This window comes from uncultured Gemella sp., assembly GCF_963515875.1.
In the GTDB taxonomy this organism is placed as follows: domain Bacteria; phylum Bacillota; class Bacilli; order Staphylococcales; family Gemellaceae; genus Gemella.
This window is the reverse complement of the sequence record NZ_CAUPZX010000029.1, coordinates 1-22847: the sequence shown is the minus strand read 5'-3', so window position 1 is coordinate 22847 and position 22847 is coordinate 1. Positions and strand designations below refer to the sequence as shown.

At 31.3% G+C, this 22847-nt stretch carries 22 protein-coding genes, 1 pseudogene and 1 other annotated feature; of the genes and pseudogenes, 21 read left to right on the top strand and 2 right to left on the bottom strand.

Annotated elements, in window-relative coordinates; translation table 11 throughout:
• Positions 1 to 192: 192 nt before the first annotated feature.
• A complete protein-coding gene (locus tag RWL85_RS06005; protein ID WP_314086055.1) occupies positions 193 to 1698 on the bottom strand; it encodes a C69 family dipeptidase in 1506 nt (501 codons plus the stop codon).
• A 476-nt stretch (positions 1699 to 2174) separates the two neighbouring features.
• Between RWL85_RS06005 and RWL85_RS06000 the strand changes: the two genes are divergently transcribed.
• The 18 genes and pseudogenes from RWL85_RS06000 to RWL85_RS08570 all read left to right on the top strand — a co-directional run bounded on the left by RWL85_RS06000 (position 2175) and on the right by RWL85_RS08570 (position 17877).
• A complete protein-coding gene (locus RWL85_RS06000) occupies positions 2175 to 2945 on the top strand; it encodes a threonine/serine exporter family protein (protein ID WP_314086053.1) in 771 nt (256 codons plus the stop codon).
• A complete protein-coding gene (locus RWL85_RS05995; protein ID WP_314086050.1) occupies positions 2945 to 3415 on the top strand; it encodes a threonine/serine exporter family protein in 471 nt (156 codons plus the stop codon). The genes RWL85_RS06000 and RWL85_RS05995 overlap by 1 nt, the downstream gene beginning before the upstream one ends.
• 134 nt (positions 3416 to 3549) lie before the next feature.
• Entirely contained in the window at positions 3550 to 3918 is a 369-nt protein-coding gene (locus tag RWL85_RS05990) for a GntR family transcriptional regulator (RefSeq protein ID WP_314086048.1), read from the top strand.
• A gap of 2 nt (positions 3919 to 3920) precedes the next feature.
• Positions 3921 to 4061, top strand: coding sequence for a hypothetical protein (locus tag RWL85_RS05985; protein ID WP_314086045.1), 141 nt, complete (start codon positions 3921 to 3923; stop codon positions 4059 to 4061).
• Positions 4042 to 4908: an ATP-binding cassette domain-containing protein gene (locus RWL85_RS05980; RefSeq protein ID WP_314086043.1), complete on the top strand. Its 867-nt coding sequence runs from the start codon at positions 4042 to 4044 to the stop codon at positions 4906 to 4908. The genes RWL85_RS05985 and RWL85_RS05980 overlap by 20 nt, the downstream gene beginning before the upstream one ends.
• Positions 4901 to 6310, top strand: coding sequence for a hypothetical protein (locus RWL85_RS05975; protein ID WP_314086041.1), 1410 nt, complete (start codon positions 4901 to 4903; stop codon positions 6308 to 6310). The genes RWL85_RS05980 and RWL85_RS05975 overlap by 8 nt, the downstream gene beginning before the upstream one ends.
• Before the next feature lie 318 nt (positions 6311 to 6628).
• Positions 6629 to 6880: a binding site (T-box leader), on the top strand.
• 98 nt (positions 6881 to 6978) lie between these two features.
• Positions 6979 to 7719 carry a cyclase family protein gene (locus RWL85_RS05970; protein WP_314086038.1) on the top strand — a complete coding sequence of 247 codons (741 nt, stop codon included), beginning with the start codon at positions 6979 to 6981 and terminating at the stop codon, positions 7717 to 7719.
• 163 nt (positions 7720 to 7882) lie between these two features.
• Positions 7883 to 9046, top strand: coding sequence for a 5-methyltetrahydropteroyltriglutamate--homocysteine S-methyltransferase (locus tag RWL85_RS05965; RefSeq protein ID WP_314086035.1), 1164 nt, complete (start codon positions 7883 to 7885; stop codon positions 9044 to 9046).
• Positions 9047 to 9364: 318 nt separating this feature from the next.
• Complete coding sequence (locus tag RWL85_RS05960) at positions 9365 to 10924, top strand: ABC transporter substrate-binding protein (protein ID WP_314086032.1); 1560 nt, start codon at positions 9365 to 9367, stop codon at positions 10922 to 10924.
• Between the two features lie 186 nt (positions 10925 to 11110).
• Positions 11111 to 12067 carry an ABC transporter permease gene (locus tag RWL85_RS05955; RefSeq protein WP_314086029.1) on the top strand — a complete coding sequence of 319 codons (957 nt, stop codon included), beginning with the start codon at positions 11111 to 11113 and terminating at the stop codon, positions 12065 to 12067.
• Between the two features lies 1 nt (position 12068).
• The gene (locus RWL85_RS05950) at positions 12069 to 12893 is read left to right on the top strand and encodes an ABC transporter permease (RefSeq protein ID WP_314086027.1); all 825 of its coding nucleotides are present in this window, start codon (positions 12069 to 12071) and stop codon (positions 12891 to 12893) included.
• Position 12894: 1 nt separating this feature from the next.
• Entirely contained in the window at positions 12895 to 13761 is an 867-nt protein-coding gene (locus RWL85_RS05945) for an ABC transporter ATP-binding protein (protein WP_314086024.1), read from the top strand.
• Entirely contained in the window at positions 13761 to 14654 is an 894-nt protein-coding gene (locus tag RWL85_RS05940) for an ATP-binding cassette domain-containing protein (RefSeq protein WP_314086021.1), read from the top strand. Before RWL85_RS05945 ends, RWL85_RS05940 begins: the two co-directional genes overlap by 1 nt.
• 162 nt (positions 14655 to 14816) lie before the next feature.
• Positions 14817 to 15308 (top strand): Cys-tRNA(Pro) deacylase, encoded by a 492-nt coding sequence (gene ybaK / locus RWL85_RS05935; protein ID WP_314086018.1) that lies wholly within the window; start codon positions 14817 to 14819, stop codon positions 15306 to 15308.
• Between the two features lie 157 nt (positions 15309 to 15465).
• The gene (locus RWL85_RS05930; RefSeq protein WP_314086015.1) at positions 15466 to 15837 is read left to right on the top strand and encodes a hypothetical protein; all 372 of its coding nucleotides are present in this window, start codon (positions 15466 to 15468) and stop codon (positions 15835 to 15837) included.
• A gap of 251 nt (positions 15838 to 16088) precedes the next feature.
• Complete coding sequence (locus tag RWL85_RS05925) at positions 16089 to 16877, top strand: TatD family hydrolase (RefSeq protein ID WP_314086012.1); 789 nt, start codon at positions 16089 to 16091, stop codon at positions 16875 to 16877.
• 4 nt (positions 16878 to 16881) lie between these two features.
• Positions 16882 to 17259, top strand: a pseudogene (locus RWL85_RS08575) (ubiquitin-like domain-containing protein); the annotation flags it as partial.
• Positions 17233 to 17877, top strand: coding sequence for a G5 domain-containing protein (locus RWL85_RS08570; RefSeq protein ID WP_399533678.1), 645 nt, complete (start codon positions 17233 to 17235; stop codon positions 17875 to 17877). The pseudogene RWL85_RS08575 and the gene RWL85_RS08570, both read left to right, overlap by 27 nt.
• 328 nt (positions 17878 to 18205) lie before the next feature.
• Here the strand turns inward: RWL85_RS08570 and RWL85_RS05910 are convergent, their stop codons facing one another.
• Positions 18206 to 18466 carry a transporter gene (locus tag RWL85_RS05910; RefSeq protein WP_314086009.1) on the bottom strand — a complete coding sequence of 87 codons (261 nt, stop codon included), beginning with the start codon at positions 18464 to 18466 and terminating at the stop codon, positions 18206 to 18208.
• Between the two features lie 178 nt (positions 18467 to 18644).
• On the opposite strand from RWL85_RS05910, the gene RWL85_RS05905 reads away from it, so the two are divergent.
• From RWL85_RS05905 to RWL85_RS05895, 3 genes are read left to right on the top strand one after another with little or no spacing between them, the layout of a single operon-like run.
• Positions 18645 to 19445, top strand: coding sequence for a DUF1444 family protein (locus RWL85_RS05905; protein ID WP_314086007.1), 801 nt, complete (start codon positions 18645 to 18647; stop codon positions 19443 to 19445).
• Positions 19446 to 19480: 35 nt separating this feature from the next.
• Positions 19481 to 20086 carry a YtpR family tRNA-binding protein gene (gene ytpR / locus RWL85_RS05900; protein ID WP_314086004.1) on the top strand — a complete coding sequence of 202 codons (606 nt, stop codon included), beginning with the start codon at positions 19481 to 19483 and terminating at the stop codon, positions 20084 to 20086.
• Between the two features lie 25 nt (positions 20087 to 20111).
• On the top strand, positions 20112 to 22739 hold the full coding sequence (locus tag RWL85_RS05895) for a hypothetical protein (RefSeq protein ID WP_314086002.1): 2628 nt from the start codon (positions 20112 to 20114) through the stop codon (positions 22737 to 22739).
• Positions 22740 to 22847: the final 108 nt, after the last annotated feature.

Sequence of the window (22847 nt, the reverse complement as noted above, 5' to 3'; positions counted from 1 at the left end):
ACGTACCAAGAAGCAAGGCGATAGCTGAAGCTGATTGGAATACGTCTACTGCGAGCGTTGTTTATATTTTAGAATCTTCGAATCGTAAAAATCCTTACGTACAATGTACGCAACGAAGACTTACTATACAGATAAATAAAGTAAAATTAAAGAACCATATGTCATTAGACCACATGGTTCTCTTTTTAAAATCTACGCATCAGATCTTGCGAATTTATTTCTCATATTACAGCTTGCAGTATATAAAGCTTTATCTAATAAATCATTTGTCTGTACTTTAAGCTCTCTAGCAATAATATTGTTAGCTTTTTCAAGATAATCTTTAGCAGCTTCTTTAGAAACTTTAGTTTCTATAAACTCTTCATCATATTTATTAAGAAGTTCTCTTGATTGTGATTGAACTTTTAATTGATAACGTTCAATATGTGAAGCAGTATCAGCAAAATGAGTATCACAAAGAGCAGCTATTAAACGATTAGTCCAGTAGAAGTTTTCAGTTGTTACTTGGTTAGTAGTATTAGCTAAGTATTCTGGTGTGCGATTAATGTTAGTGTAGAATGGAACTATTGCATTAAATACACAAGATCCAACAGCCAACCATTGAATACATTTTAACTCATCAGGCATATATGGTCTAATTTGTACTAAACCTAAGAAATTTGTACGATTTATACCAATTGGACGTAGAGTCCCTTTTTTAACTGAGTGGATGTTTTTAGAATATGAATCATATTCTGTTCCTTGATAGTGATGTGATAGAGCATATTTTATATCTTCTACAGTAATTTTTTTCTCAGGAATTCTAGCCCAAGGAAGATTGTCAGAATCTGGTCGATAGTCAGCATTTATTCCATCGTATGTGTTTGATGTAGGATTGAAATAACGCTGTAGTATCCATGCACGTGGTGTGTTATATGTGTGATCAGCATCACTACGGCTACCAAAAGCGTGACGTGGATTAAAATTACCATCGATTGATAAATCTAGATGATATTTATCTACAAATTCTTTTAAATCAGCAGAGCACATGTACTCTTTTTTTGCTCCAAAAGCATCTTCAAAATCAAAAGCATCTATACCTAGTTGATTAGGCATAATAACATAGCTATCGTCAGGAACGCGGCGAGCCATCCAGTGATGACCTCCAATAGTTTCAAACCACCAAATTTCATCTTCATCTTGGAACGCAATGCCGTTTATTTCATAAGTCCCGTATTTTTCAAGTAAACTTCCTAAGAATGTTACTCCTTCACGAGCACTTGCAATATAAGGCATTACAATCGTATAAATATCTTCTTCCCCAATTCCTCCTACTTTTTCAGGAATATAATCAGCATCACCTGGTTTTCCTACAGCAGCTCTATATTCTACTAAGGGATCAGCTCCAAGGACACGTTCATTAGATGTTATAGTCTCTGTAGCACTCATAGAAACATTAAATTCATTGGCACCACATTGTCCCCAAATACCCTCGTCTAAAATAGCATTTGGAACAGCTGTATAACGAACAGGATTATCTGGCAAATCTATTTCAACCTTAGAAATAACAGATTTATATTTTCGCGGTTGTTCTTCTGGACTTACATTGATAAATCTTTTTGCTCTAAAGACTCCAGATGGTGAATCTTCAGTACGTGCCACCATAGTCGAACCATCAAAACTAGCATTTTTACCTACAAGAATAGTTGTACATCCCATAATAATCTCCTCCTAATTTGCAAATAATTGATTATATATATGATATGTAAAGATGTTTATTCTCGTAGAGTTTTTAAAAATATAACTTTCATAATATTTCCCCCTTGCTTGAAATATTCTTTAATTTTATTGTAGTACTTATAAATATTTTATTCAAGCAATATGAGGAAATATCATAAAAAAATAATTTTTTTAAAGAAAATAAAGATTTTATTAAAAGGAAAAAGAATAATAATAAATTAAAAAACATTATACAAAATAAAATTATTGAAGATGAAAAAATAGAAAAATAAAATTATAAAAAGTATATTTTTATTATAATATTTATGATATAATAACCATGGAAACGATTTAAGAAAGGTTGGGAGATTAGAAAGTAGTATAGATAATCCTAAAAACGATATTTATTGAAACTGTGTAATAATATATAGTTTTTTTATTTTTACTATCTTGCTGATCTTAATTGGGAAAAAGTGATGTATGAGAAATTATTAATGAAAACAGCCTTACTTGCGGGAAAAATCCTAATGGAAAACGGCGCTGAAGTTTATAGAACAGAGGATACACTGGAGAGAATTATTAGAAAAGGTGTAGGAGAAGTTAGGACGGATGAATATTATACACACGTAACTTTAACGGGTATTTTTATAAGAATAGAAGGGATAGGGACAGATTTTAGAAGGGTTAATGATAGAACATATAACTTAACTAAAACAACAGCCGTAAACACTTTATCAAGGGCCTATACAGCCGGTCAAATTTCTCTAATTGACATGTATGATGCGTTAAAGAGAGTTCAAGCAGAAAAAAGTCCAATTAAAGATTGGTTTAAAGTACTTTGTTCAGGCGTTCTTAGTGGCAGTATTGTGTTGATTTTTGAAGGTAGTTTTTGGGATGTGATTCCGGGTAGTATAGCAGGAGCAGTTGCCTTTTATGTTTATATAAAGGTTATTAGTTATCTAAAGGCACCGTTTATATCAGAGTATATTAGCACCTTCGTAGGAGGAATAGCGGGATATTTAGGCTTTATCTTATTAAATGGTCAGTCGCTTAGGCTTGCTATGATCGGTGCAGTAGTTCCACTTGTACCCGGTATTACAATAACGAACTCCATGAGGGACATTATAGCTAAGCAGTTTATTTCAGGAACTATACGTTTTATTGAAACGTTCTGTGTGGCTTTTGCCTTAGGTGCAGGAATTGTAACAGTTTATTATCTTGTTAGATTGCTAGGAGGTACATTATAATGATTGCAGTATTAAGTCATGGTTTACTATTACTATATCATTTTATCTTTAGTTTTATATCATCGGTGTCGTTTGCGATTATTTGTGATGTTCCTAGAAAAACTTTAGTAACAGGTGGGATAATAGGTGCAATAGGTTGGTGTGGATATTGGGAAATGTGGAGTCATGGACATAGTGTTTTTATGTCTAGCTTAGTGTGTTCACTACTTTTAGCTAACATAAGCCAAGTTTGTGCTATTAAATTTAAGAATCCATTAACGGTTTATTTTGTGCCTGGCTTAGTTCCAGTAGTACCTGGGGTTACTATTTACGATGCTTTTAGAACATTATTATTAGATGAATACGGAAATTCTGCAAAAATTTTCCTAAATAGTTTTTATGGAGCGGTAGGATTAGCAGTAGGAATTATTATAGCTGATTCTATTTTTAGAGTAGTACTAAATCCATTGTTACAAAAAAAACATAAATAAAAAATTTAGACATAATAATTTATTAAAAAAATTTATTATTATGTCTTTTTTTACTTGTAATGTATGGTGATATGTGGTACACTTTAAGTGAAAGGTGTATGGTGAAGAGTGATACACTTAGAAAGGAGGTTACTATGTTTCAAATTGATTCATTATCAGATAAGCCAATTTATAAACAAATAGTAGATCAAATTAAATCTATGATAAGTAAAAACTTATTACAGGAGGGAGATAAATTACCATCGGTAAGAGAATTTTCTAAAATGCTGGGTGTTAATGTTAGTACAGTTCAAAAAGCTTTTCAACAGTTGGAAAGTGAAAAGATAATTACAACAATCGTAGGGAAAGGTACTTTTATTACTAATAATTTTGACAATATCGTTCCAAATTATGAATTAATAGATTCTATAATTAAGGATTTAGTTAGGGAAGTAAAAATAAGGGGAATCTCGGAAGAAGATTTATTAGAAAAAATTAAGTTAGAATTTCGAAAGGATGATTAATTATGGATAATGAGAAAAAGATTGATGGAAAGTTAAAAGAATTAATCATGGAATGGAAATTTCTAGGGTTATCGATGGAAAAATTATGCGAAGTCATATCAGAAAAGATAAAGGAGAAAAACTATGAAACTTACGATAGATAATATTAATAAAAAATTTTCAAAAAAGATAGTATTAAACAATGTTAGTTTTACCGTAAGTACTGGAGAAATTGTAGCGCTTATTGGTAGAAATGGAAGTGGGAAAACAACATTATTAAAGATTTTATCAGGAATATATAGTCAAGATTCTGGGGAAATAGGAATTGAAGGTGTAGATAATAAAAATATAAAAAAACAACTGATTTATATACCGGATAGATTCGATTATTTCAAAAATTCTAAAATCAAGAAGGTTTGCGAATTTTACAAGTTAGCTTATGAGAATTTTGATGAACAATATTTTAAAACGGAATTAGAAAATATTAAATTATCACAGACCAACAGATTATCTGAATTATCAAAAGGACAGTTAACTATTTTTAGTTTAATTTTGGGGATTTCTTGTCGAACTAAGTTTATCCTCTTAGATGAACCATTGGATGGGATAGATGTAATAAATACTAAAGTAATAACTAACTATATTTTAGATGCTCAAAGTGATGGGATTGGATTATTAATTAGTAGTCATCAATTAAATGCTTTAGAAAATATAAGTGATAAGGTTGTCTATTTAGATGATGGAGTTGGAGTTAGTGAAGAAGTTAATAAGGATGAGTATAGTAAATATCAATTAGTGTACCAAGAAAAAATATCAGAGGAGTTACGTCGTAATCCTGACGTAAGAATTATTAGTAATATTGGAAGAGTTTATGTTGTTATTATGAGGGGAAGTTATGAAGTTACGCAGGAGATTATCCAAGATAAAGATCTTCTTCAATATGATAAACTGTCTATTGCATTAGAGGATATCTTTTTATTAAATAGTAAAGGGGAAGATGAAAATGTGTAAAGATATTTTAAAAATTATGCGCATATATTTGAAACAATATTCAATAATATTAATTATACTATTAATTGCTTTTTCGACATTTGCTGCTACAACTACTAATAAACAACTAAATGAATTAAAAAATGGAGTTGCAGTTTATGATTTTCAATTAACAACAGGAATAGCAAAGAAATTGGAAATTAGAAAAGGTACATCTAATAACGAATTAAATAAAAAAACACATGAATTGTATAAGTCAAAAGAAGAATATCAAAAAAATTATAAGGAAAAATTATCAAAAGAAAAGTTAAATGAAATGAAACATTCTTATGCAGTTGGAGCATATTTACATAATTTTCCAAGTTCTCCAATAAGGACATTTTATACTAACAATGAGGATCAAAATGTACTTGTAGGTAGTGAGAGTGAAAAATACAAACAATATTTAACAGAAGAAGAACTAAATAACGTTCCTAAGTATAAAGAATGGTCGCGAATGCAGTCGGGTAGTAAGGAGTACTTTGATAAACAAGAGGAATTAGATAAAGTATATCCACCAGCACTAGATATTAGTAATGTAAAAACATTAACTTTCTTAAAAGAAAATCTAGATGCTAGTAAAGTTAAGTTGAAAGAAACTATGTATAACGAGGGAATTAATATTGGTTATTATATTTTGATAACTTTGATCCCGTTATTAATCTTTGGAGTCGAATATCATACTAATTTCGGTAAATTTGTAGCGAGCTTACCTTATGAAAAAGAGAAAGTATATTTTGCCAAGGTAATTTTATCATTATTAACTTTAATAGCTACTTATATTCTAACAGGACTAGCTAATATAGCGGTTATAAGCAATAGTTTGTTAGGAGAAATTTATAACGTGTCTGCGGTACTTGAAATAAATAATAAAATATATATACTGGGAATAGGTCTAGTATTATTAGGAGCTATCTTATCGAGTTTTTGTGGAAGTATATTGAGCATAGGTGTAATGTATATTCCTGCTCTTACACTGATATATTATCCATTGGGAGTGTGGGTTGTTATAGGGAAATTGTTCGTTGTAGATTATTTTTCAAATGAGCCGTTTCTTGATAAACTACCAAGGATGCCAATATTTTATTATTTCGGCTACACTCCCTGGAAGAATATTATTATTTATCTAGTTATTTTAACAATAATTATGCTGTTAGCAAGTAAGGTTTATAAAAATCATAATGTAGAAAAAGAAGGTGGATTTTTCATAATAGAAAGAGTTTCATTAGTGGGATATTTAATATTATTAATGGGAGTATTCGCTTTTGTTTTACTAGTACTAGTAGATATATTTGGTATTAATCAAGTCGTTGCTTTAGTGCTAACAATATTATTAGTGCCTGTTATTCTTTGGAAGTTAGTTCGAACAAAAATTAGAATATAAGGTTCTACAAAAGTTTAGAAAAAATAATAAGGGGACTGACCCAAAAGCCCTAAATTTTAACAAGGTTTATATGAAAACTCATAGACGCAGTGGTTTATTGATATCTAAATTCGCTTTATAAAAGCTTTTTAGATATCTAATAAACTTTGCGGGGGTGACTCGACAAAATCGATTTCTATGAAATCACGATTTTTGAGTCACTCCCGTTTTCTGACAATTACTCAAAATTATAAATAGTTTTTAGATAAAAATACACAATTATTCAAAAAACTATTGACATACTAAAAATTAATTGTTATACTAATTAACAAGTTAATGATTCACACGTTGATAAGATAAGTAAAAGTGAAAGATGGTAAAGAGAGTCTCGGATGGTGAAAAGAGATCGTATTGGAAACTTTGAAAATGGTCTTTGAGTGTTAATGGTCGAATAATTAGACCTTTACGGGTGAGCCCGTTATAGCTTCAGGGTATAACACCATTCTATTTTGGTGCGTACTTTTTGAGTTGATATTTGTGAGAATATCATAAAGTAAGGTGGTAACACGTAAATTATTAGACGTCCTTGCAGAAGCATACGCTTCTGTGAGGACTTTTTTATTTCTCAAAATAATCACAAGGATACTTAACTTAATCTAATATTACAAACACTTTGGAGGGACAAAAACATGTCAGAATTACTAAATATTTATAGAACTTTAAAAAACAAAAAATGGGTTAACTTAAGCCATAAAATTGATGAAAATTCACCTAAATTCCCAGCGCTACCTGCTTTAGAAAAAGAAAATGTCTTTACTTTAAAAGATGGATTCTATGTTCAAAAATTCTCAGTTGTTGGTCAATATGGAACACACATCGATGCGCCTATTCACTTCGTTGAGGGTGGTCGCTGGTTAGATGAAATTGAACTTAAAGATTTACTATTACCTTTATATGTAATCGATAAAAGTAAAGAAGTAGCAGAAAATAATGACTATGTAATTTCTAAACAAGATATCCTTGATTTTGAAGCTGAACATGGAGAAATATTACCAGAATCATTCGTAGCATTCAGAAGTGATTGGTCTAAACGTTGGCCTAGCTATGATGAGATTAGAAATCTAGATGAAAATGAAGTTCAACACACTCCAGGATGGGGAAGAGATGCCTTAGAATTCTTAATTAAAGAAAGAAAAGTTAAAGCTGTGGGGCATGAAACTCTAGACACTGACTCAGGAGTTACAGCAGCTGCTGAAGGGCTAATCCAAGAATATTATTTATTAGAACAAGATATTTATCAAATCGAAGTTTTAGCAAATCTTGATCAAGTACCTGCGATTGGAGCATTAATATCAATCGCTTATCCAAACTGGACAGAAGCAACTGGATCTCCAGTAAGAGTAGTAGCAATATTACCAGAAGACGAATAGTACGGTCTTTATGTGAAAGTTTTAGTTTATGAAAAAATAGATATAGAAAATAAGTTCGAAGACAAAAGTAACTAGATGTTAATAATATAGTCATAATAATAAAGTCAGGAGAGTAAAGTTAAAAGATAAAGTAAATTAGTTAAACAAAAGGAGAAAAAATATTATGTGTCAAGGATGTCAAAATAAAGTGGTTAAAAATGTAGTCTATAGAGTAGATCATGTAGGATCATTTTTAAGACCTAAGGAGTTAGTAGAGGCTCGTGAGAAATTCTCAAAAGGAGAATTATCACAAGAAGAATTAACTAAAGTAGAAGATAAAGTAATTGTAGAATTAGTTGAAAAACAAATTGCAAATGGATTAAAAGGAGTAACAGACGGAGAGTTCCGCCGTGCATATTGGCACCTTGATTTCTTCTGGGGACTTAACGGTGTAGAACACGTTCAAGGAGAAAAAGGGTATCCATTTAAAGGTATTGAAACTAAACCAGATACAGCAAAAGTATCAGGAAAAATTAGCGGAGAAAATCACCCATTTGTAGCACACTATAAATTCTTAAGAGACTTAGTAGCTGATAAAAAAGATGTAACAGTTAAACTAACAATTCCATCACCATCACAATTATACTTCGAGTTAATTCGTACAGAAGACCACATTAAAGGATACGAAAAATTCTACCCAACATTCAAAGAATTAAAAGATGCGATTGTAGCAGCTTATAAACAAGTAATAGCAGACCTTTACAATGAAGGGCTACGCGTATTACAATTTGACGATTGTACATGGGGAGCATTAGCTGACGATGGATTTGCGAATCGTTTCCGTGACGCACGTCCTCTAGAAGAAGTTCGTAGAGAATATGCAGCATGTTGTTTAGCTCTTAATAACGAAACAATAGAAGGGAAGCCAGAAGATTTAGCAATCAATACTCACGTATGTCGCGGTAACTTCGCTTCTAAATGGATCTCTCAAGGTGGATACCAAAACGTTGAAGACGAGCTACTAGCTGGAGAAAATGTAGATGCATACTACTTAGAATATGATACAGATCGTGCAGGAGATTTCAAGCCGCTAGTAAAAGTAGGGAAAGACAAAAAAGTAGTTTTAGGATTAATCACTTCTAAATTTGCAGATTTAGAAGATAAAGAAGAAGTAATCGCAAGAATTAAAGAGGCTAGTGAGTATGTTCCATTAGAAAATATTTACTTAAGTACTCAATGTGGTTTCGCCTCTACAGAAGAAGGAAATGTCATTACAGAAGAAGACCAATGGAAAAAAATCGCCCTAATTAAAGAAATTGTTGAAGAGGTATGGGGAACAGAAAAATAAAATAATATTTTAGTAACAACTAAAATCACTGACAAAAGAGTTATATAATTAATGTAAATGGCAAAAATAAGCACTTAAATTGACATTCTGATTAATAATACAGTAAACTATACTAACATTGATTTCATTCGTTCAATGTAAATAATATCTGGTTTTATTATTCTTATTATGAAATATAGTCTATTTAATCAATACATGAGTAGCAATGTAAGTCTCTCGCTGCCAAATAGGCAAATGTATTTAACCATTATTAAATAGGGGAAACCAAAATAATTTGTAGTTAGAAAAATAGGACTTAAAATCAAGGAGGAAAAAAGAATGAAAAAGAACAAATTGTTTATAGGAGCACTAGCGTTAGTAATGAGTGTTGTAACAGCATGTAGTTCAAAAACGCAAAACACAATTACCACTTCTCAAGATAAAGATACTTTTACGTATGCTATTAATGATGATCCATCATCAACTAACCCAATTAAGGTAAGTGACCGTTGGGGATTAACAATGACTAATATTATTTACTCACCATTAATTAAAGTTAATGGAGATGGTTCAAAAGAATACGCCTTAGCGGAATCTACTGAACTTGCAAAAGATGGTCTTAGCTTAAAAGTTAACTTAAGAAAAGACGTAAAATGGTCTGATGGACAAAAATTCACAGCTGATGATGTAGTCTTCACTTATCAAACAAAAGCTAAAAAAGAAAATGGAAACTTCAAAAACTTATGGATTGGTGATAAACCGATAACTGTTGAGAAAATAGATGACAACACTGTAGTATTTAAGTTCCCAGAACCAAGCGCGGCTGCAGCAAATAACATTGCGAATGAAACTTACATTATTCCAAAACACGTTTATGGAAATGTATCTGACTTCTCAGTTAAAGAATTAAAAGAAACACCAGTAGGAACTGGACCATACAAACTAGTAGAAAACAAACGTGGAGAATACATTAAATTTGAAGCGAATGAAAATTATTACAATGGTAAACCAAAAGTTAAAAATGTAGTACTACGTATTATTAAAAATGCTGATACTACAAAAGTAGCATTACAAAAAGGTGAGGTAGATGCAGCATATGTATTACCAGCTAGTATTAAAGATTTAGATTCTAAAAATATCGATACTTACGCTTATAGTGAAAATCGTATCGGATACTTAGGATTAAACACAAACACAGATGAATTAAAAGATGTTAAAGTTAGACAAGCTATTTTATACGCATTAAATAAAGAAGATATGAATAAAGCAGCTTACCTAGACAGTAAATACTACCAAAACCCTTATTCATTCTTACCGCCGAACAATCCGTTTAAAACAGATGACGTAGAGAAATATACTAAAAATGTTGAAAAAGCAAAAGAGTTATTAAAAGAAGCGGGAGTTTCTAACTTGAAACTTAACTTAGGGTATGCAAGTAATGACCCTGCAATGACTATTCAAGCAACATTCATCCAACAGCAATTACAAGCAGTAGGAATTAATGTTGAGTTACGTGGTGGAGATGAGACAGCTATCTTTACAGAGTTAAGAAAAGTTGGCTCTAAAGCCTATAACCTATTCTTAGGTGGATATATCATGGGTAACGATCCTGATTTATACTCGAAGCTATTCGGATCAAATGGTACTTCAAATTACTTCCAATTCAGAAGTGAAAAAATTGATGGATTATTCAAACAAGGTGCAGCTGAATTAGATGAAACAAAACGTAAAGAAGTGTACAAAAACCTTCAACAAGAAATTGCTAATCAAGCATATCTTTACCCAATCGTAGATAACCAAAAAGTTTTAGCGGTTAACAAGCGTGTTGGAAATGTTAATGATGCTAAGTTAGTACCAATCTACACATTTGATGATTTATCAAAAATTACTCTTAAATAGTAGAAAATAAAATACAGTGTTAGGGGGAGTACGATAAAATCCTATTTATAATAAGATTTTATAGTATCTCCCTCGCTTTGTTAGTTTTAAGGGAATAATTAATTTATAATTTTCGACAAAGGAGTTTGTGATAAATTATAAATGAATTTCATAAAAATATTGTAATTAAAATTTAAAGGAGATCGTATGATTCGATATATTTTGAAACGCATATTACAAGCAGTACCATTGCTTTTAGTAATATCGTTTATAGTATTTACTTTAATACATTTAGCGCCATATGATGCTATTGATGCACAGATAACATCGAATATGTCACAAGAAGAAATTAATATTCTTCGTGAACAAAGTGGACTTAATAAACCATTCTTAATTCAGTATGTAGATTGGTTAGGACAAATATTAAGTGGAAACTTTGGGCACTCATTAGTAACTCATAATAGTGTAGGAGAAGAAATTCTAGCGAAAATACCTAATACAATATCATTAGTATTACCAGCATATGTAACAGCATTAGTGATTGCGATAGTATTAGGATTACTAGCTGCAGCCAATAAAGGTAAATGGCAAGATAAACTTATCGATGCTGTGGCTTCACTAGGAATAGCTACTCCATCATTTTGGATAGCTATGATATTCATCTATGTTTTAGGATATCAATTAAACCTATTCCCAATAATAGGAATGCACACAATTGGTAAAGAGGGCGACTTTGGTGATTTTTTATCACACTTTGTTATGCCTTATCTAACTTTAACGATTGTATTTTTTGCTGAGCTTACACGTTATGTAAGATCTTCAGCTTTAAGTCAAACAAATGAAGAATATGTAGTAGTTCAACAAGCTTTTCAAGCGACAAAAACTCAAATATTCACAAGACATATTATAAAAAATGTATTAATACCGGTAATAACTCAAGTAGGTATGTCACTGCCGATGTTAGTAACTGGAGCGATTATTACAGAAACAGTATTTAGTTGGCCAGGTATTGGACCATATATAACACAAGCAACTAGAGCGTTAGATTATCCTATAATAATGGCTGTAATGTTATTATCAGCTACATTAGTAATAGTAGGTAATTTAATTTCAGACATACTGTATTCAATAGTAGATCCTAGAATTAGAAGAGGAGGTAAGTAAGATGAAAAGATTTATTAAAACTGCTAAAAGTTCAAAGATTTATATTTTTTCACTTATTTTTATAGCGATATTAGTTTTTGTTTCGTTAATAGCTCCTTTAATTCCTATTGATCCAGCGGCTACTGATGTAGCGAATCTATCTCAATCACCAAGTTTACAACATTTATTTGGAACTGATGAGGTAGGTCGTGATTACTTCATTCGTGTAATCTATGGAGGTCGTATTTCTCTTATAGTAGGGTTACTAGCAATGGTAACAGCCGTAACAATTGGAACGATAGTAGGCCTTATCTCAGGTTATGTTGGTGGGGTTGTCGATAATGTTCTTATGCGTTTAGTTGATGTGTTGTCATCTATTCCATGGTTAGTATTAGTAATTGTGCTAAGTGTGTTTTTAAAACCAGGAATTGGTTCAATTATCATAGTAATAGGATGTTTTTCTTGGATGCGTCTTGCGAGACTAGTTCGAGCAGAAACTTTATCAGCAAAAGAATATGACTATGTAGTATATAGTAGATTTAGTGGTGTAAGAACTATCTCTATCCTAAAGAAACATATTATTCCAGCAATAATACCAACTCTAGTAGTAGCAGCAAGTGCTTCAATAGCAAATGCAATAATGACAGAGGCGGCACTTAGTTTCTTAGGTCTTGGTATTCAGCAGCCTATGACTTCTTGGGGAACACTGCTGCAAAATGCACAACAAAGTCTACAACGTGCACCTCACATGGCAATTATCCCTGGATTATTTGTAATGTTAACAATTTATTCGTTTAATAATATTGGTAACCTACTTACAAAATATATTCAAAAGGAGGGGGAGTAGTATGACAAACATAGTAGAATTAGAAAATTTAACGGTTAATTATATACCAAATAAAGAAGTAGATAAACAGTTAATACACGGAATCGATATTAATCTTAAAAAAGGTCATATCACAGGTGTTGTCGGTGAATCAGGTAGTGGAAAAAGTATCCTAATGCGTAGCATAATGTCTATTCTTCCTAACAATATTTTTGATAAAAATGATAAGTTTATCTTTGATGGGAAAGAAGTTAAGAAGGGTGAAAAGTTACCAATCTCTATGATTTTTCAAAACCCTATGACCTCACTTGATCCAGTAAGAACAATTGGTTTTCACTTAATAGAAGTAATAGAAAGATTTCAAAATAAGTCTAAAGAAGAGGCAAAAAAATTAGCAATAGAACAACTTGAAAAAGTAGGTATTGTTAATGCGCCTCTTAGAATGGAGCAATATCCACATGAATTATCTGGTGGTATGCGCCAAAGAATACTAATAGCTATGGCATTACTTGCTAATCCTAAATTATTGGTAGCAGATGAACCTACAACAGCTTTAGACGTTACAGTACAAGCACAGATTTTATCTCTTATTAAAAAATTACAAAAAGATACAGAGCTTAGTGTTGCACTAGTTAGCCATGACTTCGGTGTAATAGCTGGAATGTGTGACTATGTGTATATTATGTATAGAGGTAGAGTTGTAGAAAAAGGTAATGTTGAAGAAATCTTCAGCAATGCGCAACATCCATATACAAAACAACTTCTTGCAGCAGCAAGATTAGAAAATATTAATAATGAACTTCTGACTGTTGATTATAAGGAAGATGATAAACACTATACTTGGCAAAAACTTAGCGATACTCATGAGTATCTGAAAGAGGTGGAGTAATGGGTAAAGAGTATTTAAAACTAAAAAATGTACGAAAAGTTTATAAGTCTAAAGGAATGGGTAAGGAAATCAAAGAAACTATAGCTGTTAATGATATTAGTTTAAATATTTATAAGGCAGAGACGTTAGCAGTTGTAGGTGAATCTGGAAGTGGAAAAACTACTCTTGGTAAGGGGATTTTAAATATTGATCCATTCACATCAGGAGAAGTTTTTGTAGAAGGTAATGAAAAGTCTTTAACAAAAATGTCAAAAAAAGAGCTTGCAGAAGTATATAGCAAGATGCAAATTATATTCCAAGACCCTTATTCATCGCTAAATCCGCGAATGAGTGCTTTAGATATAGTTATGGAAGCTTTACATAAAGAGGATAAAGAAACAGCGAAGAAAAAATCGTTAGAAATTTTAGAGTTTGTAGGGATTTCTAATGAGGATGCGTTAAAATTATCAAATGCTTTTAGTGGAGGGCAACGTCAACGTATTGGTATTGCTCGCGCAGTTGTAACGAGACCAGATTTCATTTTGTGTGATGAACCGACTTCTGCTTTAGATGCTTCAACACAAGCACAGGTAATTAATTTATTAAAAGATTTACAAGAAAAATTCTCTCTAACATATCTTTTCATTTCACATAACTTAGGTGTAGTAGAGTATATCGCAGATAGAATAGCTGTAATGTATAGAGGAAATCTAGTAGAGCTAGGAACAACAGAGCAGATTATGAGAAATCCACAGCACATTTATACAAAACGTCTTCTAAGTTCTATGCCGATAATTGATCCGATTAGAGCTAGAAAGATGTTCGAAGAATTTGAAGTTAGTACAGAAGAAATAGTAATAAATGGCACAGAAAAATTCGAAGAAATTGAAGAAGGACACTTTGTGTTAAAATAAGAATAGGAATACTAATCAAGTAGATAAGTAAGAGAATCTGAATTTTGTGATTGGTATTTTTTAAAAATTATTTAAAACAGTTTTTGACAGTAAGCAAAGTTTGGAGTAAAATATTAGTTATAATTTATAACTAATGAAGAAGTTAAATAATGAGGTACAGATATGAGTAAGAAAAAAGACTTAAAAACTAATGCGATGAGATTTTTAGATGAGAATGGTATAGAATATAATCATTTTGAATTTGATGCAGAAAGTGATGCTGCGAAAACGGGAGTGGGAGTAGCTGATATTATCGGTCGCGATCATAACCAGGTATTCAAAACAATAATGACTACAGATGGCAAAGGTAACTACGTTGTAGGAGTACTTATGAGTGAAGACAGCATAAACTTTAAAAAACTTGCCAAAGCAGCAGGAGTGAAAAGTTTATCAATGTTACCACTTAAAGACTTGACAAAAATTACAGGATATGTAAAAGGTGGATGTTCACCATTTGCTATGAAAAAACTATTCCCGACTTTTGTAGATGAAAAATGTCGTGAAGTTGAAACGATTATTATCTCTGCAGGTAAAGTAGGTCACCAAGTGGAAGTAAAACCAGAAGTTTTAGAGCAACTTATTGGTGCTCAAGTAGTAGACTTCAAAGCTGAATAATTTAAGAAGAACGACTTTAAATAATGAGGTGCTTTCCTAAAATTTAGGGCAGATTCATTTTGGAAGTCGTTTTTTATATAATTATTATAAAAAGGCTTGCAATGTAAAAAAAGGAGTATAATATTAGTAAAATAAGTAGTTGGGGAGGTGCATACTTATGAAAAAAAATATTAAAATAGTAGTAATGAGTTTTTCATTAGTACTGCTACCAGGAAGCTTAGGAGTTGGTACAGTCTATTCTTCATCAGGTGGAAATACTAATGTAAATGAAGAAAATACAACATATCAAGAAAACACTGTAGTTGTAACAGATAAAAGTTCAAGTGTGAATAATTCTGAGAATATTGCAGCGAAGATTTCTAAAAGTATTCCTTATGACTATCCTGTAGGTTCAGCGTATCCAACAAGTGTAAATTATAGTCAATTTTATGATGAGCGCGGTTGGATGTCGGGCGAGTTATATTTTAGTGATATTTACCCTATAGGGAATGGTAAAGTACGTGTTTGGTATCACGGAGATCTAAATTAAACATAATAAACTCATTTAACAGAGGTGTCTTAGAGCGTTTAAATGCTCTAAGATATTTTTTTCTAGATAGCTCCTTAAAAAATAATAAATTATTGTTGGAAAAAGACAATAATTCTCCCTAAATCTTCATGAAAACGTATAAAGTAACAATTTTTATGTTAATTGAAAAAGTATTGTAACATAATTGAAACAGTTTAGATATTCTAATGAAACGTTGTTTTGATATAATCATTACAGTAAGGAGGCGTGGTATGTTATTTGATACACATGCGCATCTAAATGATGATGCTTATTTAGAAGACTTAGAAGAAACCATTGCTCGTGCGAAAGAAGCGGGAGTTAAATTAATAAATATAGTTGGTTTCGATGATAAAAGTATACAAAAAGCACTGGAAATCACAGCTAAATATGACTTTTTATATTTAACAGTTGGTTGGCACCCAGTAGAAGCAATAGATTTCACTGATGAAAAATATGAAATGATTAAGAATATTGCTTTAACAAATGATAAGGTAGTAGCAATCGGAGAGATTGGATTGGATTATCATTGGGATAAAAGTCCAAAAGATGTTCAAAAAGAAGTATTTAGAAGACAAATTCAACTAGCACAAGAAGTAAACAAACCAATTGTAATTCACACACGTGATGCTATGGCAGATACAATACAAATACTTCAAGAAGAAAAAGCTAGTGAAATAGGTGGAATAATGCATAGTTTCTCAGGCTCAGTTGAAAGTATGAATATTATGCTAAAAGAGAACTTTTATATTTCATTAGGTGGCCCAGTAACATTTAAAAATGCTAAAACACCAAAAGAAGTTGCAAAAGCTTGTCCACTAGATAGGTTGTTAATTGAGACAGATTGTCCATATTTAACACCGACACCGTATAGAGGTAAGAGAAATGAGCCAGCATATGTGCACTATGTAGCACAGGAAATTGCAGATTTAAAAGAAATGTCATATGAACAACTAACAAAACAAACATTTAACAATGCATGTACGTTGTTCGGATTAGAAGAAAAAAAGGAGATTGATTAACAGAATGAAATTAGGTAGAATTATAGCCGCAGCGGCAACGTCGGGATTATTATTATCAGGAGCTTTCGTAGTAGCGGAAGAATATACAGGGCACAATGTTTTTGCCGTGAATTTAGATAATAGCAGTAAAATTGAGCTTAAAACTAAAAAAGGAACAGTAAGAGAAATTCTTATTGCTAACGATATTCCTTTTGGAGCAGATGATAGAGTAGAACCAGGTTTAGATACAAAAGTTAACGGTGGAGAAACTATTAACATCTACAAAGCTCATGAAGTAACAATCGTTGATGGAGATACAACTACGGTAAGAAAAACTACTTACAAAAAAGTTGAAGATATCTTAAAAGAATTAAATATTACTCTAGGAGAAAAAGATCAAGTTGTACCAGGTCTAAAAACTGAAGTAGCAACAGTTGATACAATCAAAATTTTAAGAACTGGAAAAACTACTGAAACTAAAAAAGAAGTAATCAAATTTGAAACAAAAGAAGAAAAAGATGATTCTAAATATGTAGATGAAAAAGTTACAAAAGTTGAAGGTAAAAACGGTGAAAAAGAAGTTACTTACAATGTTGTAAGAGAAAATGGTAAAGAAGTATCTAGAGAAGTTGCTTCTGAAAAAGTACTTACAGAAGCTACAGCTAAAGTAGTGGTTGTTGGTACTAAACAACGTCCAGTAGCTGAACAATCATACGCAGCACCGGCTCAATCATATTCAGCACCAGGTGGTTCACTTGTGTTAGCTAATGGGAACACAGCAGGAGCGGATGGAGTAGCAGCAGCTCAAGAGATGGCTCGTCGTACAGGAGTGCCAGCATCAACTTGGGAACACATCATCGCCCGTGAATCAAATGGTCAAGTAGGAGCTAGAAATGCTTCAGGAGCTAGCGGATTATTCCAAACTATGCCAGGATGGGGATCTACAGCAACAGTTCAAGATCAGATTGAAGCGGCAACTCGTGCTTACAATGCGCAAGGGTTATCTGCTTGGGGAATGTAATAAATAAGTAAAAGAAGACGATTAATCGTCTTCTTTATTTTTTTGTTTTTTATTCTTTTTTGTAAGATAAGAACCCAGAGCTCCACCTATACCGCCACATACCATACAAATTATTACTATTGTTGGAATATACATTTTAATTTCCCCCTTTATTTGTTATATCTATTTCTTGGTAATATAATACACAAGATTTTGCTATCCCTTTATACTTATAAAGTAGCATAAACAAAGCAAGAAATCAAGTCTTATAATGATAAAGAATATATGATAGCTTACAGAAAATAACAAAAGTACTTAAATAATCTTATACGATTAATTTTAAGTACTTTTATTTTACATCGAAATCGACAGAATCGATATTTGCGATTAATTTATTTTTTATAAACCAAATTAATGATAATACATAAACTGTATATGTGAAAAATAAAAAGCTAGAAAAAAGAGTGATTTTAGGTTTTTTTAATAGTAAAAAATTTATAAGAATAATTACTATATAAGCTATAAAAGTAACTACTAATCTAAGTGTATTCTTTTTAATCCAGTTATTGTATTTCGTTTGTAATTCGGCTCTTTTTATTTCTATATCCATAAAAAATCCTCCGAAGTATATATATAAAATTATAACAAAATAAAAGTAAAGGTGCAATAAAATGAGAAAAATGTAAAATAGTGAATAATATTTGTATATATTGCTTAATTATGTTGATTGAATGCGAATAAATATGGTATAATTAAGTTGCCATATTATACACAAAATAGGAGGCAATATGTCTTATTCAAGAGATTATATATTTGAAAAAATAATAGAAAAACTACCCACTTTAAAAATACATGAGAGGCGAGAAAAAGAAAATAGTGTTTTTATTCTAGAATATGAAAATCGCCGTGCTAAGATTGATATAGATAGTTTTGTAAGGAAGCTAGGAGATAAGAAAACTAGCAAAAGTGACAAGAAGATAGAGGAATTTGTTTACTACATAGTAGGAAACTTCAATGCACAAAAAAAACTTTCTATAGATGATGTAACTGAGGATGAATTATTGGAAAATATTTATCCGGTAGTGCGATCTAGTAGTTTTAATAAAGATAATGAGAAAAATCTTGTTAGCTTTGATCATACAAATGAAACTAGAATATATTTAGCTTATGATTTTAAAGATGGCTATAAATTACTAGATGGTAGTTTTCTAAGTAAATTTTCTAAAACGGAAGAAGAATTTTTAGAATTTGCTAAAGGTAATCTAGAAAAACTACCACTTAAGTATAATGTGGATGAAGTTGCAGGAAATAAATTTTATTTTCTAAATGCTAAAGATGGCTATGATGGGGCAAGGATATTTGATAAGAACGTTCTGAATTACTTTCATAACAAAATAGGTAGTTCATTTTATGTAGGTTTACCTCATCAAGATACATTGATTATTGCAGATGTACAGAATAAACAAGGCTTAGAGATTTTGCAGAAGATGATGGTGCATTTCTTTACAGAAGGTCTTGTACCAATAACGACAATAACGTTTAAATACGATGGAAAAGAACTAGAGAGTTATTTTATTTTTGTAGAATAACTTTAAAATTAAAAATTATTATAGGAGAGAGATTCATGTTATTTTTTTACAATAAGAAAATGTTAGGAGAAACATTATTAATTACTATTCAGAGTAAAGAAGAGGTAACATACGAAGATAAGAAGAATATTACTCTAATTAAAGACGAAAATGGTGCTTTAGTGGGGCTAAATATTTTTAATGTTGAGAACTTAAAATTAGATGGAGAAGGTAGTATTGATTTAACAGGAGAACAAAAAGAAATTCTCCAAAAACGATTAGAAAAAAATGGGATTAAAATTGACCTAGAAGGTAATAATGATGAGTTCTTTGTAGTTGGGGAAGTTCTAAGTTGTGAAAAACACCCTGATGCTGATAAATTAAAAGTAACCCAAGTAAAAGTTAGTGAAGAAGAGACATTACAAATTGTATGTGGTGCTCCAAACGTAGAAGCAGGACAAAAGGTTGTAGTAGCTCTAAGTGGAGCAATGATGCCAAGTGGTCTATTAATAAAAAAATCAAAATTACGTGGAGTAGAATCAAATGGTATGCTATGTTCAAAACGTGAACTAGGGTTACCGCAAGAAGAAGCAAGAGGTATTTTAGTATTAGAAGCAGATACTAAAGTAGGAACTCGTGTGAAAGATTTAAATCTTAAATAAAAAATCTAACTAGGAGGTGTGAAATATGGTTAATTGGAAAAAATGGTTTTTAGAAGAAGATGAAGATGAAGTATTCGAAGGAAATGCAGCTAAAAAAGAGAAGAAAGATGAATTAGCTGAACGTAGGGAAAAAAGAGCAGAAAATAGGAAAAGAGAAAGAGTTTATTATGAAGATGAAGAAGATTTTGAAATAGACTTCAGTTCTAATAAAAATAGAAAATCATTTGATGATGAATTATCTCCTGAGTTTAGCGAAAACTACGAAAAAACTATCCAAAAATTAGATGACTATGAAGAAGTTGATTTAGACGGTTTTGAAATCGATGATTATGAAGACGAGGATTTCGAAGAAGAATTCCAAAAAGATAAAAAACATAAAAAAGAAAATGGATTTATGTCTAAAATAAAAGGATTATTTGCTTCAAATAAACAAGATGAAGAATTTTTAGACGAAGAAGATGATGAAGCTGAGGATTACAAAACATATCTAGAGCGCCAAAAACGTGAGCAGGAAGAAAGAGCTAAGCGTGAAGAAAAAGAGAAATCTAGAGTAGTTAAAGAAAGATACGAAGATGAATCTGATTACGAAGACGATTCTGATTATGAACAAGACTATGAAGAAGAGGGTAGTAAGAAAAAAGTAGGCTTCTTCTCTAGACTTAAAGATAAATTATTTAATGTTAGTGATGATGAAATAGATCAAGAGGAATTAGATGCAGTCTTAGATGATTTCGAAGAAGAATTAGAAAATGAAAAAGATGTTACTAAGAAAAAATCAGAAATAACAGATAAAAAACTAAGTAAGCAATCTAATGACGAATTAGAAATTGAGTTTGTAGAAGAACAAAAAGCAACTCCTAAATATGAAGAAATCGATATTACAGAATATGAAGAAAAAGAAGAAGTTGTATCGACTGGTAAGGTTACAGACTTGGGAGATGCGTTGAAAAAACTTGGTGTAAGTGGTACTGAAATACGTGATGTGGATATTTTTGATGAAAATCCATCAAGAAGAGCACATCCAACATTAGCCGCGGTTAGAACTAAGAGATTAAAACAAGATCATAAGATAGATGCTTTGGGAGACAGTGTAGTACTTGGTAAAGATAGTAGCGAATTAAAAGAAGAAGTAGCAAGTTCATTTAAAGGACAAGTTCAAGAAGATGAAGTAGTTCAAGATGAAAGAGTTACTAAAAACAAAGATGCACGAAAAGAATTCGAAGAAAACTTTAACACACTTGAAAGAAGAAGTGATAAAATAGAAAAAAATAATCCTTTATATGCTAAGAAAAACGACAAACTAGATGGAATTTTTGATGAAATTCGTGAGAAAGAGAGTAAAACTCATGAGCAAGAAACACCAGAACTAGAAATTAGAGAATTAGATGCTGAAGGAAGTCGTCGTGAGAAATTAAGATATACTTCTGTGAATGATGTACTAGAAGGATCTGAAGATTTATTTGAAGATGATATTGATAGAGTGAGTAAAAAACTTGTAGGTGAAAGATTCGAAGAAGGTCAAGAAGTTACTGAGGATGTAGAAAACTTTAGAAAAGGTTTATACGAAGGTAAAAAATTGGATGAATCTCAAGAGAAGACAGCACTTGATGAGCTAATAGAATCAGCGAATGTAGATGTTTCACCGAAGAAAGAAGAAACTTTACCTGAAATCGAAGAGTTGAATGAAAATCTAGAAGATTTAAGAAAAGATAAGCAAGAAGAAGTTTATGTTGATTTAGTGCAAGAAGCTGCTAAAATAGAAGACATCGAAATCGAGGATTATGAAGAGATTAAAGAAGTCAAAAAAGATATATTATCAGGCTATAGCGACTATCATTTAGACGAAGATGAAATCGAAGAATTAGAAGAGAAAAATTATTTGGATGAAACAACAGATTCTGTAGATATAGATAGTTTATTAAGAGAAGTTTCACCTAATAATAAGGTTATAAAAGCTTCTAATGATGTTGATAAATTTACTGATGAGAAAGTTGTTCCAAAAGAAGTTGCTCAAATGAGAGTAGAAGAAAATGAGACTCCTAAGAAAGATTTCAAAGAGGAGGAAGTAGAACGTGGAATAGAATATACAGAAAAACTATACACTAATGATGTTTCTGAATACTTTGATAAAGGTCAAGGGACTAAATTAGGTGAATACAAAACTGTTGATTATGGGTATAGACCTGTAAGTAAAGAAAAAATTGAAAACAATCAAAAAATACTTGATGCTATTTTTGAAAAATATTCTTCAACAGGATTGTCTACAGCTACAAGATCAGTAACGGGACAAATGATGAACTCGAATACAATAACACCAAAACCTCGTAGTGTAGGTAAGTTCAAACCTTCACCTGTTTATTCTTCTGTATATGGTTCAGCACCTAGAAATGTTGCTTCTGATACAAATAAGCAAGTAGGGATTTCAACAACGGGACTTTCAATTAATACCCCTGAGAAAAAGTCTGAAACGCAGATAAAAAAATCAGAACCTAAAGTAGAAGAAAAAAAGGTTTTAAGTTCTAAAAAAGATGCTAGTATAGAAAAAGATAATGCAAATATCTATAAAGAAATAGCAGCTCAAGAGGAAACAGTTTGGAATATAGGAACAGCAAAAAGAGTTCCAAAAAACAAAGTGAAAAACAAGAAAAACTAGTTAGACATATGTTAAACAGGGAGTGACTCAAAATTACAATTTTTGAGTCACTCCCTCAGATTGTTGACAAAACGACCAAAATATCAATGAAGATATTGATGTTTTGGT